The following is a 14,535-nucleotide window of genomic DNA, read 5'->3' as shown; positions in this document are numbered from 1 at the left end:
AGCGCAACTTTGGGTTGTTTCGCGTAACGCAATTTTTTCGAATTTCACCTTGAAATCATGACGTTGCTCTGTGGGCACATTTGCCATTTCTTCGCACTCGCAGCACGAATGCAACTTTCTCCGTGCTGCATAGGCAAACTCTTGCTCATCGCGTAAAACTGTAAATACTCACCCTTGAGTTGAATGGCACTCAGCTTGCGATTGCTTAGCCGGTTGACGGGTCCCCGCCTATCAGTCGGACGTTCACGTCATGGAGAGATCATATGCAGATGACCGAGAAGCGTTCCCGCCCCCCGAAGCGTCTTCTTTTGCTCGGTTGCGGTGGCTTTGTTGGTAGCCACCTCGTCGACCGGCTGCTTGCGGAGACCGAAGACTTCGTCGTGGGTTTCGACCCGTGCACGACGAAGGTGGCGACCCACCTCCAGAACCCGCGTTTCCAGATGCACGCGAAGTACCTCCAGCAGGGCTGGGATGACGGCACCCTCGAGAAAGCCATCGAGGAAGCGGACGTCGTCATCAACCTCGCTGCGATCTGCAACCCGTCCGACTACAACACCCGCCCGCGCGTGGTGATCCAGTCGAACTTCACGGACGTGCTTCCGGTGCTCGACCGCTGCGCCGAGCTCGGCAAGTGGCTGATCCAGTACTCCACCTCCGAGGTCTACGGCCGGACGCTGTCCAGCTACGTCAAGGGCGACCAGTACAAGGATCCCGACCTCTACGTGCAGGAGGAAGAGGACACGCCCATGCTGATGGGCCCGATCCAGAACCAGCGCTGGTCCTACGCGACGGCCAAGCAGCTTCTGGAGCGCTACACCTACGCGCTGCATGACGAATTCGACATGCCGTACACGATCATCCGGCCCTACAACTTCTTCGGCCCGCGGATGGACTACATCCCCGGCCGTGACGGCGAAGGTGTGCCGCGGGTTCTCGCCTGCTTCATGGCAGCCCTGCTCGATGGCAAGCCGCTGGAGCTGGTGGACGGTGGCGAGGCGCTGCGCGTCATCACCTCGATCCACGATGCGATCGACTCCGTCATGCTGATGCTGGACAAGCCGGAAGGCGCGAAGAACCAGATCTTCAACATCGGCAACTCCGGCAACGAGCTGCACATCTACGAGCTCGCCGAGAAGATGCGGAAGGTCTATGCCGAGGTTTCCGGCGACGATCGCTTCCTGGAGCACCCGATCAACACGGTGACGGCCGAAGCCTTCTACGGGCCGGGCTACGAGGACTGCGACCGCCGCGTGCCGGACATCTCCCGCGCGTGGCGTCAGCTTGGCTGGGCGCCCTCCCGCTCGATCGACGAGATCCTGCGCGAGACCGTGTCCTACTACTACAATCTCTACGGTCCGGGCGGCTCCGCCACGAACCGCTACGAGACGTCCTACGCCGTCGCCGGAGAGTGACCCATGTCGCGGCCCGATGTGTGCATCTTCATTCCGTCCTACAACGCGGAAAAGACGTTGGCGGCCGTGATCGCGCGCATCCCGGACGAGGTCCGGGAGCGCACCGATCGCATCGTCGTCGTCAATGACGGAAGCACGGATCGGACCGCGGAGGTCGCCACGGAGATTGCGAAGGAAGATCCGCTTGTAGACCTGGTTTCGCTTCCGCAGAACCAGGGCTACGGGGGCGCCGTGCAGGCCGGCATCGAAGCATGCCGGCCGCGCGATCCCGCCTTCACGATCTGCCTGCACTCGGACGGGCAATACCCGCCCGAGAGCATCCCCGAGTTCCTCGACTACATGACGAAAAACGAGATCGCGCTTCTCCAGGGCTCCCGCCATGCGAAAGGGACCAAGCCGCTGGAAGGAGGCATGCCGGTCTACAAGTGGATCGCGGGCAAGTGCCTGACGTTCCTGACCAACACGATCTTTCCGGGTCGGATGACCGACTACTTCTCGGGCTATCTGATCTATGACCGCCGGGCGCTGCACCAGCTTCCCATCGAGAAGTTGAGCCGGTCCTTCGATTTCGATTTCGAAGTGATCGCCTGCTGCCACGCCGCCGGACTTCCGGTGGCCGAGCAGGGTATCCCGACCCGTTATGCCGACGAGGAATCCCATCTGGAGCCGATCGCATACGGCTTCAGGGTGCTCGGTGTGCTGCGCCGCTACCTGGGCGGGCACTACCACGGACTGGTCCGGGAGACCTCTCGAGCGTGACTATTCTCACTGAGCGCGGTCTGGATGTGGCCGCGCCGGCGCGGAGCGGCTTGCTGTGGGGCGGGTCGCTGGTTGTCGCGCTGTTCGCCTTCATCCTCGGCACGCTAGATGCTGAAGCGATCTACACCGGCGGCGATGCCGTCCGGAAATGGCTGATGGCCCAGCTCGTCATCGAGGGTGATGCGAGCGGCGTCCCCTTCGATCACCATACGATGCGATGGGCGATCAACGGCCCGGCCATCGGGGTCATCGCGCTGTTCGGCGCGAGTGCGTTCACCTACCTCGTCGCCGTCTCCGCCGTCTTTGCCGGTGTGGTCGCACTGGTCTGGTCGCTGAGCATGCGCCTTGCCGGGCCGCTTGCGGCCGCGATGGCGGTCTTCCTCGTCTTCGTCGATCCGCTGATGCTCAACACCTCGGCGCAGTTGCAGCCGACGATCTTCGGCCTCACGGGGCTTTTGATCGCGGTGGCCGCACTGTGGAGCTGGCAGCGGGAGGAGGCGGACATCTGGCTCGTCGTTACGGCGCTGGCGCTGTTTTTCGCCTACGGGGCCAAGATCACCAACCTCTTCTTCTTCCCCGGGCCGCTCTTGCTACTGATGGTCATGGGCAAGTGGCGGGCGATCGCCATCATCGGCGCGATCTTCATCGCACTCTTCGCCGTGGAGACGGTCGCGATCCGGGCACTGTCGGGCGGTGAGCTCGCGCTCGGCCGGATCGAGGGACTGACCAGCGGGCGGCATGTGGACCTGATGAGCACGCATGAGGAGCTGGTCACATTCACCTGGGGCGATCTCTTCCTGCGCTGGTGGCCGATGTATATCCGCGAGGTGCCGATGAAGTCGGTAATCTTCGCCTTCTTCATCGTGGCGGCCCTGCATCCGTTCCTGCGCCGCCGGGTCTTCACCAACGAGACCAACCTCTTCCGCGCCGACGTGCTGGTGGCGATGGGGGTGAGCTTCGCCTTCTTCACCACCTTCTTCATCATCTCGATCGACCCGCTGCTGCTGGGCCAGGATCTGCGCGTCCGCTACCTCTACGTGCTGCAGCCCTTCGCGGCGCTGATGGTCACGGCCTATATCGCGGCGCTGCTCACCCGCTTGCGGTTCCTGGAGCGCTGGCCGGTCGCGCTCGGCTCCGCCGCGGTGCTGGTGGCGAGCCTCGGCCTCGTGGGCTGGAAGTTCGTACGGGCCGAGGTCGAGCGCGACGGCGTCGACGGGATCTACGCGGTCTGGCAGGCCAACGGGTATTTCGAGGAGATGCGCACGCATCTGGAGCGTGGCTGCACGATCTACGTCAACAACGAGCGGGCGGCGACCACGCTGCTGATGTTCGCCTTCCCGCCGGCCACGATCACGCCGAACGACGCGCTCTACTTCTTCCGCCCCGACGGATCGCCGGTGGCCGGAACGGACGCGACCGTGAGCCTGGAGCTGGTGCCGGCGGAGGCGTTGGAGCTCGACCACTGGCGCCGCTCGCGCCAGCCACTTTATCGTCTGTCGCTGAGCGGAGGGGAAACGCAATGCGAGGACACGCTCTATGTCGGGGACACCGACGTGCGTGTGATGCTCTGATCGGCGGGGACACGCCAATGACCTGCGCCATCAACGAAAACTCTCGTGACTTTTTTGCTGCGGCCCCGCTTTCAGTTTGTGCAGGTGCAACATGACCTTCTATTGTCGCGCCGAGGGCAAAGCGATGAGGAGCGGGGACATCGCCATGACACATCTCGTCACCGGGACCGCGGGATTCATCGGATTCCACGTGGCGCGCCGGTTGCTGGAGCGCGGCCATGCGGTCGTCGGCTTCGACGTGGTGAACGACTACTACGACCCGGCCCTGAAGGAGGGCCGGCTGGCCGAGCTGGAGCGTGTGGCCGAGGAGACGGGGTCCGAATGGACGTTCGTCCGCGCGGACCTCGCCGACCAGACGGCGGTCAACGAGACGTTCGAGAAAGCGGGGGGATTCGAGCGGGTTATCCATCTGGCCGCGCAGGCCGGGGTGCGGCATTCGATCAAGAACCCGCATGACTACGTGAATTCCAACCTGATTGGCTTCACCAATATCCTGGAGGCCTGCCGGCACGCGAAGGTGGCGCATCTGACCTACGCCTCGACCTCCTCGGTCTACGGCGCGAACACCGCGATGCCCTTTGCCGAGGAGCACGGCGTCGATCATCCGCTGCAGTTCTACGCGGCGACCAAGCGGGCGAACGAGCTGATGGCGCATGCCTACAGCCACCTCTTCCGCATCCCGACGACGGGCCTGCGCTTCTTCACGGTCTACGGACCCTGGGGGCGGCCCGACATGGCGCTGTTCCGCTTTACCCGCGCGATCCTCGCCGAGGAGCCAATCCAGCTTTTCAACAACGGCGATCACAGCCGCGACTTCACCTATATCGACGATATCGTGGAGGGGGTGGTCCGCGTCTCCGACCATCCGGCGGAGCCCGATCCGGACTGGGATCCGGCGGAGCCGCGGCCCGACCGTTCGGACGCGCCGTTCCGCATCTACAATATCGGGAACAACACGCCGGTGAACCTGACCGAGTATGTCAGCGCACTGGAACGCTCGCTGAACCGCAAGGCGCAGGTGGAGCTCTTGCCGATGCAGCCCGGCGATGTGCCCGACACCTATGCAGACAGTTCCGCTTTGAGCGATGCCGTGGGATACTGTCCCAGTACGCCGGTCGGTGAGGGGGTCCGGCATTTCGTGGACTGGTACAGGAGGTACTACGGTGTCTAAGGGGCAAGTCCTGATCAGGAGCGCGGTTTCCGCGCTCTTCTTCGTTCTGGCCCTGCCCGTTCTGGCGCAGGAAATCGCGGGGGTGGACCTGTCGATCTTCAACCGCGGGCCGGGCACGGTGCTGGTGGTGGATTCACTCGACGATGACGGCGAGGTCGGCACGCTCCGCTGGGCCGTGAACACGTGGGAGACGCGGGACGGCCAGCCGGTGGAGGGGATGCGCTACGTCGTCTTCGCCGTCTCGGGCGAGATCGCGCTGGAGCGGCGGCTGGAGATCCTGCGCGACGACGTGCGCGTGGCCGGGCAGACCGCGCCGCGCAGCAGGCGGGGGCCCGCGGGCGTCACGCTGAGCGGTGCGCCGCTGAAGATCCGCGGCAACCGGGTGATGGTCGAGCATATCCGCGTGCGCCCCGGAGGCGTGCGCGAGGGCGGCCTGCCCGCCGACGACATCGACGCGATCCAGATCGGCCCGGCGCTCAACGAGGGCGATCTGGAGGATATCGTGCTGCGCAACGTCTCCGCCTCCTGGTCGGTGGACGAGCTCGTCAGCGTCTACCCGGATTTCGGCAAGCGCGTGCGGCGCGTCTCGATCCTGTCATCCCTTCTGGCGGAGCCGCTGACGGAGGCGGGGCATCCGCGCGGGCAGCACAACTACGGGCTGCTGCTGCGGCGCGGGGCGCGGGGTGTGCTGGTCGCGGACACGCTGATGGCCGGTGCCACGCGGCGAAATCCGACGCTGGAGCAGGGCAGTTCGGCGGCCGTCGTGAACACTCTGATCGCGAACTGGGGGGAGAAGTCACCGCTCCACTTCATCCTGCGCGACGATATCGAGGGCGAGGAGGCGGAGATCAGCATCACCGCCATCGGCAATGTCGCGCGCGCGGGGGCCAACACCCCCTCCAGCACGCGAAACCGCTACATCACGGTGGAGCCGAGCCAGATGGACGAGTTGCAGGAGGAGGCGCCGGTGGTGCTGTTCGCCCGCGACAACTTCGTGAACGGGCGGCGGGACCGGCCGCCGAGCGGGCAATGGGTGCAGCGGGTCGACACGCCGCCGGTGATCGCGCGGCACGAGCTGCTGCCCGCGAGCGAGGTGGCCGAGCGGGTCTTTGCCCATGCGGGTGCCTGGCCCGCGGCGCGGGATGCCACGGATGCGCGGATCGTGCGGGAGATCGAGACGGGCGCCCATCGCTGGATCGCGATGCCGCCCGATGATCCGGCGACGCCGCGGGCGCAAGGTATGCCCGCGGTGCCCGAAGAGCCCTTCACCCAGGCCGGGGTGCGGATGAGCCGGATCGGCGTCTGGCTCGAAACGCTGCACCGCGCGGCGGGCGGGATCTGAGGCCTACGCCTCCGCCGGCAGGTCGGAGCCGCGGGGCTGGTCGAGCAGTGCCTCGAACAGCGCCTCGGTCCGGCGGGCGACGTCGTCCCAGCTCGCGAAGATCGACTTGTCGATGCGGAAGCGGTCGATCTCCCCATCGGCGGCGAGGACCATCTTCGCCGTCAGCTCCTCGACATTGCCGACGCGGAAGAACTGCTCGGCGCTCAGCGGCAGGTCGGAGTTCTCATCGATATCGCTGACCACCAGCGGCGCGTCGTGGCTGATCGCCTCGAGGATGGCGTTCGACAGGCCCTCGTGGCGGGAGCTGTTCACGTACATCAGGCAGGAGCCGTAGAGCGCGCCGATCTGGTCGCGCGGCAGGCGACCGGTGAAGACGACATCCTCACCCGCGATGGCCTGCAGCTTCTGCAACTCGCCTGACCCGTCATCGCCGCCGACGAGCACGAGCTTGCCCATGTCGGGCCGCTGCTCCTTCGCCTTCTGGAAGGCGGTGATGAGCGTGGTGAAATCCTTCTGCCAGGTGATCCGGCCGACGGAGAGGAAGAAGCGGTCCTTTTCCAGTCCCCACGGCGCGAGATCCTCGGGCGTCACGTCCACATGCACCGGGTCGATGGCGTTCGGGATCACCACGACCTTGTCGGTGACGTTCCGGTCCACGAGGCGGTTCTTCAGGCTGTCGGTGACGGAGATCACGGCGTCGGCATAGCGGAGCTGCCACTCGCAGAAGCGGAAGGCGGTGCGCCCGATCGGGCCCCACTTGCCGTTGAGATAGTCGGCCGAGCCGTAGCGGACGGTGACGCGCTTGGCGAAGATCTTGTAGACCATCAGGAAGAACGCCGCGTTCAGGCCCTGGCAGTGCACGATGTCGGGCCGCATCCGCGCGATATGCCAGATGGAGGCCATGTACATGTAGAGCTTGTCGGTGCCGAGGATGCGGACGGAGGGCAGGCGGATGATGTTCACGCCACGGTATTCCGTCGCCTCGGTGAACTCCGCGAGACACAGCATCGTCACATCGTGACGACGGGCGATCACCGGGAAGATCATCTCCGCGCTCTTCTCGGCACCCCCCTCGACGTTCGGTATGCCACGGGCCCCGGGAGAAACGATTTTCATGTGATAGCTCCGATTGACGTTCGCACCTGCACAATCAACTATGAGTTGTACCACAACCAAAAGACTTCGCCATCTTTTCTGAGGGTTGCCCCCCATGAACGCGACACCGCTGCGGATCACGTATCTGCTGATGAGCTGGCCGATGCCCAGCCAGCCCTTCGCCATCTCCGACGTGCTTGCACTGCAAAATCTGGGGCATTCGGTGACGGTTCGGGCGCTTCGCCCCGCCCAGCCGGAGCATCTGGCGGCGGCGCGGGAATACGGCCTGACCCTCGATGAGCGGAGCCATCCGACGTGGAAAGGCACAGGGAGCGTTGCCGTTCAGCCACGCAACCTCGGCCTCGCAGCGCGGCTCGCCGGGGTGATCGCGCGGCATGTGGGGAGGAGCGGCGGACAGCTCGTCCGGGCGACGGCGCTGATTCCCCGGCTGGTCGATATCGCGGACGAGATGCGGGACGATCCGCCCGATGTGGTGCACGCGTTCTGGGGGCATTACCCGGCGCTTGCCCTGCCCCTCGTGGAGCAGATCGCACCCAAGGCCGTGCGCTCGATGTTCCTGGGCGCGTATGATCTGACCACGCATTTCCTGCCGGCCGCGCCGCATCTAGCGGGCACCTCTCACACGGTGTTCACCCATGCCGCCGAGAACCTGGAGCTGCTGGCCGAGCGCGGCGTCGATCCGGCGCGGGTCACGGTTGTGCCGCGAGGCATTCCGCTGGACCTCGCCAACACGCCCGCGGCGGAGAAGGAGCCGGGGCTGATCCTGACGGCCGCGAACTTCCAGAAGGCGAAGAACATCGACCGGATCATCGACGCGATGCCCATGGTGCTCGCCAAGCATCCGGGCGCGCGGCTGGAGATCGCGGGTGACGGGGCGGAGCGCGAGGCGCTCAAGGCGCAGGTGGAGCGGCTGGACCTGGCGGAGAAGGTGACCTTTCTCGGCATGCTGCCGCGCGAGGCGCTGTTCGCCCGGATGCGCGCCGCCACGATCTTTGCCTTTGCGTCTACCAAACCCTCCGAACGGCTGCCCAACGTGGTGAAGGAGGCGATGCTGGCGCGCTGCCACATCATCACCTCGCACACGCCGGGGATCGAGGCGCTGGTGGAGGACGGTGTGACCGGGGAGATCGCGCGGGACATCGCGCCCGAGGCGCTGGCCCAGCGGATCGGTGCGGCGCTGGTGGAGAAAAAGCAGGAAACGTCCGGTCCGCTGAGCGAGAAGCACATCCGCGACAACTTCTCGGCCGAGGCCGCGATGGAGCGCTACGTGGACCGGTGGCGGGGTGGCGCGGGGGTCTGAGCCCCGCGCCCTCCGGTATCAGACGAAGAGGAAGTCCTCGACGCCGAGATTGGCACTCTCGAAGTTCGCGAGCCGGATCTCGTCGCCCCGGTCGCCATAGCGGATCAGGGTATCGATGCCGCTGTCGAAGATGCCGAGATCGCCGAAGCCGAGGCCCGTGGGCCGCAGGTCGAGCCGGTCGAGGCCGTCCTCGAAATCGGTGATCGTGTCGGTGTCGTCGCCGAGGCGGAAGACGAAGGTGTCGCGCCCGCCGTTGCCGGTCAGGATATCGTCGTCGTTGTCGCCCTCGATCACGTTGTCGCCGTCATCGCCGATCAGGACGTTCTCGCCCCGCGTGCCGATCAGGTTCTCGATATTAGCGAAGGTCTCGACCACGCCGTTGGCGAAGGTCACCTCACCGGTGTTGAGGTCGATATCGGCATCGGCGCGGGTGTAGCTGAAGTCGAGCGTGTCGCTGCCCGCCCCGCCGTCGAAGGTGTCGATGCCGAGACCGCCGATCAGGATGTCGTTACCGCCGGCCCCGTTGAGCACGTTGTCCGCGTCGCTGCCGGTGATGATGTTGTCGCCGTCGGTGCCGATCACGTTCTCGACGTTGCGCACGGTCTCGGTCACGCGGCCGAGGAAGATCGCCTCCTCCCGGTCGAGATTGATATCCGCGTCCGCCGTCGTGTAGCTGAAATCGACCGTGTCCACGCCGGAGCCGCCGTCGAAGAAGTCGATGCCGGTATTGCCGATCATCAGGTCATCGCCGGCGCCGCCGAGCAGGATCTCCTCCCCGTCCTTCTCGCCATCCGAATCGGTGCCGATGAGGGTGTCGTTGCCTTCGCCGCCACGCAGCTCGGCCGCGAACTTCTGGGAGATGATGAGGTCGTCGCCCTCGTTCCCCTCAGCGAGACCGCCGCGGATGAAGATGGTGTCGTTGCCCTCGCGGCCGTAGATCTCGCCGTTGCCGGTGAGGATGTTGTCGACGGAGGAGCCGAAGATGATGCTCTCCCCGCGCGGGCCGATCAGGTTCTCGACGTTCACGATGGTCTCGACCACCTGCTGGCCGCGGGGGCCGAGCACCTGGGTGAAGTCGAAGATGATGGTCCCCGCTTCTAGGTCGATGGTCGCGCCGATCGGCTTGTCGCTGTCGTTCAGCGTGACGGTGTCGATGCCGTCGCCGCCGTCGAACGAATCGATGCCCTTGCGGCCGTCGAAGAAATCGTTGCCGCCGCCGCCGATGAAGGTGTCGTCGGGATCGTCGCCGAAGCCGCCGATGAAGACGTTGTCGTTGTCATCCCCGATGAACGTGGTGCCCGCGCCGGACGCACCGATCGCGTTCTCGACGTTCACGATGGTCTCTACCGTGCCGCCGGGAAAGCGGATCTCGCCCGCGGGCAGGTCGATGACGACGGTCCCCGACTTATAGGTGAAATCGACCGTGTCGGTGCCGTCGCCCCCGTCGAAGCTGTCGACGCCCAGCCCGCCGCTGAGCGTGTCGTCTCCCTCAAGGCCGATCAGGTTTTCGTCGCGATCGTCCCCAGCCAGCGAGTCGTCACCCGCCGTCCCAATGATATCAATAGCCATATTTTCATGCCCCCTAGCGTGACCCGGCCCACCGTCCGACGGACCGGTACCTACACGTATAAGTTGCACATATGACGGTGCCACTCACCTAAACGCTTAAAAGTGTGACCAAACGTTGGAGTGCGGTTTCGAGGGCACAACTGCTCCGCAGACAGGCAATCAACCGCCGATGGGACCGGTCCGAAGCTCCAGCCCGCGACGCACCGAGGGGCGCAGGACGCGGGACCAGACGGCCCCCATACGGCTGGCCGACAGCAGGGCGGAGGCGACCCGCACGATGGGCAGGTTGGGGTGCTCGTTGCGCGCGGCGGCAATGAGCTTCTCCGCGTTCTGCGTCTCTTCGATGGCGAGCATCTTGATGCCGACGCGGGCGAAACGGCCGGCGAGGCTGGCCGAACGGGTGCGCAGAAGGCCCGCGGAGGGGCCGGTGCGCTCCAGCGGATCAGGGCGGCCTGCGGCCACCTCGCGCCCGCAATGGACGGCGAATTCGGAGAGCATGCCCTGGAGAATCAGCTTCTCCGCCGTGGTGGAGACGCCGCCGGCCAGACGCTTGCGACGGTAGAGCACCTCGGGCACCACGGCGTGGTCGGTGTGGCGGCTCATCCGGACCCACAGGTCGCGGTCCTGGGCGAAGCGGAAGAACTCGCGGTAGCCGCCGACCTTGTCGAAGAGGTCGCGGCGATACATGACCTCGCCGTGGGTGAAGGGATTACGCTTCAGGATCTCCTCCCGGAGCGGCATGTCGTCGGTGGGTTTCTTGAGCTCCAAGGCCTGACCCACAAGATCCTCGTTCTCGATCCAGCAGCCGACGAGGCCGATCTCGGGCCGGGCCTCAAGGATCGCGGCCTGCTTCGCGAGGCGCTGGGGCTGGGAGATGTCGCCGGAGCCGTGGATCGCGACGTACTTGCCGCGGCTCGACCGAATCGCGGCGTTCACCGCGGCGACGAAGCCCATGTTCTCATGCCGCCGCACGATGAGGCGGGGGTCGTCCAGCGCCTCCAGCGCCGCACCGGTTCCGTCGGTGGAACCGTCATCGGCGGCGATGATCTCGATGTTCTTTTCGGTCTGGTCGAAGAGGCTCTGCATCGCCTCCCGCACGTGGCCGACGCGGTTGTAATAGACCGTGACGACGGAAACGAGCGGCTGATCGGTCATGGGCGGGCCCCCGGGCGTAAGACCCGCAGGGCGGGCACCTTCTGAATCAGAAAATCGAGATCGGACATACGCGGCGTCACGAAGTCTACCAACGGTGTTTTGGTAACGCGACAGTAGAGAACCGTGAAGGCGGCTGCCGTCCCGAGATAGCTGATGGAGCACGCGATCGCCGCCCCTTCCGCCCCGTAGGCGGGGATGAGGAAGGAGGCCGCGGCGGCGTTCAGCCCCAGCGCCGGAATGATGACGAGCATGGAGACCCAGGGCCGCCCCTTGCCCGCGAGATCCACGTTCAGGATCTTGAAGATCACGAAGGCGACGATGCCGGGCAGGAGCAGGATCAGCACCTGCGCGCTGTCCGCGAACTCAGCGCCGAAGACCAGCGGGATCAGCACCGGGCTGACGATCCCGAGGCCCGTGGCCCCAATGATGCCGATGATAACCGAGAGGCGCAGCAGGATGCCGATCCGCTCGGTAAACTGGGCGTCGTTCTTGGCGTTGGCGCTGCGCGACAGGATCACGGCGGACATGGTGCCGGGCACCTGCCAGATGAGCTCCGCAATGCTCTCACCGAGCGCGTAGATCCCCACCTGCTCCAGATCCGACCAGTACTGCAGGAGGAAGATGTTGATCTTGTAGTTAAGCGAGATGAGGAACAGCGCCACGGCGAAGATCCCGCCGAGGCGCAGCATCGCGATGATGCAGTCCTTGTCGAAGATCGGGGTGAGCCGCACCTCCCGCGCCACGAGCCGGGCCGCGTAGGCGGCGACCACGATCACGCCGATCAGCGCCGCCCAGACCGCACCGGTGATCGAGATCACGCCGATCAGCGCCAGGATGCCGAGCACGATGAGTTGCGTGACCCCCGGCATCCAGTTCACACGGCTGAAGACGGCGACCTTCTCCATCCCCAGGAAGATGCCGGTCGTGTAGTTCCGCATCAGGCCGAACGGGATGAAGAGCGTCGCCGCGATCACGGCGGCGACCGTGAATTGCGGCTGCCAGGCGATGTTGAAGTAGATCAGGCAGATCAGCACCCCGATCACGCTGGAGGCGAGGTACAGCAGGATCAGCGTGCTCACCACCGTCTGCGCGTCGAAGGTCTTGCGCCCGATATGGTAGGTCGTGGCTTGGCGCAGCCCGAGCTCCGCCAGCGTGATGATGAGGAAGGGCACCACGGTCAGCGCCGTGATCGCACCCTTGCCTTCCGGGCCGAGCGTGCGCGCGATGATGACATTGGCGCCGAGCGTGGCGAGCAGCACGATGACGCGCGCCGCGCCGACATCCATGACATCGCGCAGGAAGCTCCGACGTTTCGGGGCGTGACCGGTCATAGACCTCTCCGAACGGCGGGGCGTGTCAGAGGTTGTCCGGCCGCGGCTCGGGCCTCGGCGACACGCGCACCGGCAATGGCGTCAGTATGTTCGCCCGTGCGCCGACAATAACATCCCCGTACTCGGTCGCGTCGGAGGCGCGGTCGTCCTCGTTGGCGGAGGCCGGCAGCACGTCGAGCGGCGTGTCGAGGCCGGGTTCGGAGATCAGGCCGTCGCCATCGGCGGGCTGCTCCTCGGCGACGCGAGGCTCGGTTTCCTCACCGGCGGCCTGCTGTTCGACGGGGGCGGGCGCGGGCTCGTCCTCGACGATCTCGACCGGGGCGGGGGCGGTTGCGTCCTCCTCCACGATGTCGACCGGGGTCGGGGCGGGCTCCTCGACCACCTCCACCGGAGTGGCGGCCGGTTCCTCGACGACCTCCACCGGGGTGGCCGCGGGCTCCTGGGTGCTCTCGACCGGGGCTGCGGCGGTTTCGCCGTCATCCGGGCCGGTCGGGATCGGGGTGTTCAGGCGCTCCAGCGGCGTGGGCTGTGCGGACAGGACCGCGTCACCGGTCTGGGCCGCTTCGTCAGGCGCCGCGCCGACAAGGGTCGGCTCGGGCATGACGGAGCGGATCTCGACCACGTCGCCGGGCAGAACCTCACTGTCGAGGGTCACGTCCGGCATCTCCTCCCCGTCGCGGAAGAGGGTGATGACGGTCTCGGGCGGCTCGGAGCTGGGCGTGGCGATCACGCCGAGGCTCGCCATCTCCTCCTGCGTCGCCTGGAGCGAGATGCCGATCTCGCGCAGGTTTGCGCGGGTCTCGGAGAGCTCGGCCAGGAGAGCGCCGTCGCGGACGGTGTCGAGGCGGGAGAGCTCGTCGAGCAGCCGGGTACGGTCGAGTGCGACACGCGCGAGCTCGCTCTCGGTCTGCAGCACGCGGGTGGAGGAGGCGAGCTGCGCTCGGCGGAAGTCGACGAGGCGGCCGGCCTGCGTCAGACCCTGGTCGAGCAGGCTCTGGAGGCGCGCGGCCTCCTCGGCATCGGCTTCGACCTGCTCGCGCTGCGCGCCAACCTGCTGTTCGAGCACGCGGATACGATGCTCCGCCTGCCGGATCGCGGCTTCGAGGAAGGCGCGGGCAGCCTCGTCATTCTCGCGGGAGAATTCGAGGCGACGGCTTTCCAGATCGCGAATCGCCTGGACATCTGTTGCATCCGCGCCACTCGGGACGGGCACGGGCGGCATGGCTTGCTCGCCCGACAGCTCCGCTTCGATGCGAAGCGCGATGGCTTCAGCCTGTGCCATCTGCAGCGACAGCCGCCGATTCGCAGCTTGCAAATCGGGGAGGCGTTCGAGAGCGCGTGGGTCGCCATTCAGGATACCGCCGGGCAGCAGCCCACCCGATTCGGCCATGATCATCCGCACGGTTTTGCCCGCGCGGTAGGGGATCGCGCCGGAGCGGGCGACGTCGCCCTGGACGAAAACCGGGCGCCATTCGGCGACGGTCAGGAACACGTCCTCGGGCGCGAGCGCTATGAAATAAACGGTGCCGGTGGCGTCGTAGCGCCGGTAGACCTCGTTCTCCATCGCGGCGCGCACGGAGCTCTCCAACGATTCGATGGTTTCGCCATCAGCATCCACCGGGCCGACGAGCGGCAGGCGCGCGCGCCCGTCCGATCCGATGGGCGCCTGCACGGCGAGTTCGGGCAGGCCGATAACCTGCATAGAAAGGACGTCGCCCGGCTGCAGCGTGGCTTGAGCCGCCGCGGGGAGCGCTCCCGTCATGATGGCGAGTGTGCTCACGGCACACTTCATGATTGTATGAAACACGG

At 66.1% G+C, this 14,535-nt stretch carries 11 protein-coding genes; 6 read left to right on the top strand and 5 right to left on the bottom strand.

Translation table 11 applies throughout. The features are described 5' to 3' along the window. Positions 1–269 precede the first annotated feature (269 nt). The 5 genes from I0K15_RS10250 (at position 270) to I0K15_RS10230 (ending at position 6,255) form a co-directional block, all read left to right on the top strand. Positions 270–1,412 carry an NAD-dependent epimerase/dehydratase family protein gene (locus tag I0K15_RS10250; RefSeq protein WP_196101433.1) on the top strand — a complete coding sequence of 381 codons (1,143 nt, stop codon included), beginning with the start codon at positions 270–272 and terminating at the stop codon, positions 1,410–1,412. A gap of 3 nt (positions 1,413–1,415) precedes the next feature. Then, a complete protein-coding gene (locus tag I0K15_RS10245; RefSeq protein WP_196101432.1) occupies positions 1,416–2,171 on the top strand; it encodes a glycosyltransferase family 2 protein in 756 nt (251 codons plus the stop codon). Continuing rightward, positions 2,168–3,742: a hypothetical protein gene (locus I0K15_RS10240; protein ID WP_196101431.1), complete on the top strand. Its 1,575-nt coding sequence runs from the start codon at positions 2,168–2,170 to the stop codon at positions 3,740–3,742. The genes I0K15_RS10245 and I0K15_RS10240 overlap by 4 nt, the downstream gene beginning before the upstream one ends. A 145-nt stretch (positions 3,743–3,887) precedes the next feature. Continuing rightward, a complete protein-coding gene (locus I0K15_RS10235; RefSeq protein ID WP_196101430.1) occupies positions 3,888–4,913 on the top strand; it encodes an NAD-dependent epimerase in 1,026 nt (341 codons plus the stop codon). Next, positions 4,906–6,255: a hypothetical protein gene (locus I0K15_RS10230; protein WP_196101429.1), complete on the top strand. Its 1,350-nt coding sequence runs from the start codon at positions 4,906–4,908 to the stop codon at positions 6,253–6,255. Before I0K15_RS10235 ends, I0K15_RS10230 begins: the two co-directional genes overlap by 8 nt. Positions 6,256–6,258: 3 nt before the next feature. Here the strand turns inward: I0K15_RS10230 and I0K15_RS10225 are convergent, their stop codons facing one another. Further along, entirely contained in the window at positions 6,259–7,371 is a 1,113-nt protein-coding gene (locus I0K15_RS10225; RefSeq protein ID WP_196101428.1) for a glycosyltransferase family 4 protein, read from the bottom strand. A 94-nt stretch (positions 7,372–7,465) separates the two neighbouring features. Here I0K15_RS10225 and I0K15_RS10220 point away from each other — a divergent pair, with 94 nt between their 5' ends. Beyond that, complete coding sequence (locus I0K15_RS10220) at positions 7,466–8,671, top strand: glycosyltransferase (protein ID WP_196101427.1); 1,206 nt, start codon at positions 7,466–7,468, stop codon at positions 8,669–8,671. Positions 8,672–8,689: 18 nt separating this feature from the next. Here I0K15_RS10220 and I0K15_RS10215 read toward each other — a convergent pair whose 3' ends face one another. From I0K15_RS10215 to I0K15_RS10200, 4 genes are all read right to left on the bottom strand, one after another. Further along, on the bottom strand, positions 8,690–10,240 hold the full coding sequence (locus I0K15_RS10215; protein ID WP_196101426.1) for a calcium-binding protein: 1,551 nt from the start codon (positions 10,238–10,240) through the stop codon (positions 8,690–8,692). Positions 10,241–10,399: 159 nt separating this feature from the next. Then, complete coding sequence (locus tag I0K15_RS10210; protein WP_196101425.1) at positions 10,400–11,395, bottom strand: glycosyltransferase family 2 protein; 996 nt, start codon at positions 11,393–11,395, stop codon at positions 10,400–10,402. Beyond that, positions 11,392–12,726, bottom strand: a complete 1,335-nt coding sequence (locus tag I0K15_RS10205) for an oligosaccharide flippase family protein (protein ID WP_196101424.1) — start codon at positions 12,724–12,726, stop codon at positions 11,392–11,394. Before I0K15_RS10205 ends, I0K15_RS10210 begins: the two co-directional genes overlap by 4 nt. Before the next feature lie 25 nt (positions 12,727–12,751). Next, positions 12,752–14,506: a polysaccharide biosynthesis/export family protein gene (locus I0K15_RS10200; protein WP_230374383.1), complete on the bottom strand. Its 1,755-nt coding sequence runs from the start codon at positions 14,504–14,506 to the stop codon at positions 12,752–12,754. Positions 14,507–14,535 lie beyond the last annotated feature (29 nt).

Origin of the sequence: Pontivivens ytuae, from assembly GCF_015679265.1 — a bacterium.
Taxonomy (GTDB): domain Bacteria; phylum Pseudomonadota; class Alphaproteobacteria; order Rhodobacterales; family Rhodobacteraceae; genus Pontivivens; species Pontivivens ytuae.
Note: the sequence above shows the minus strand (reverse complement) of the source record. Positions and strands in the feature narration are given on the sequence as shown.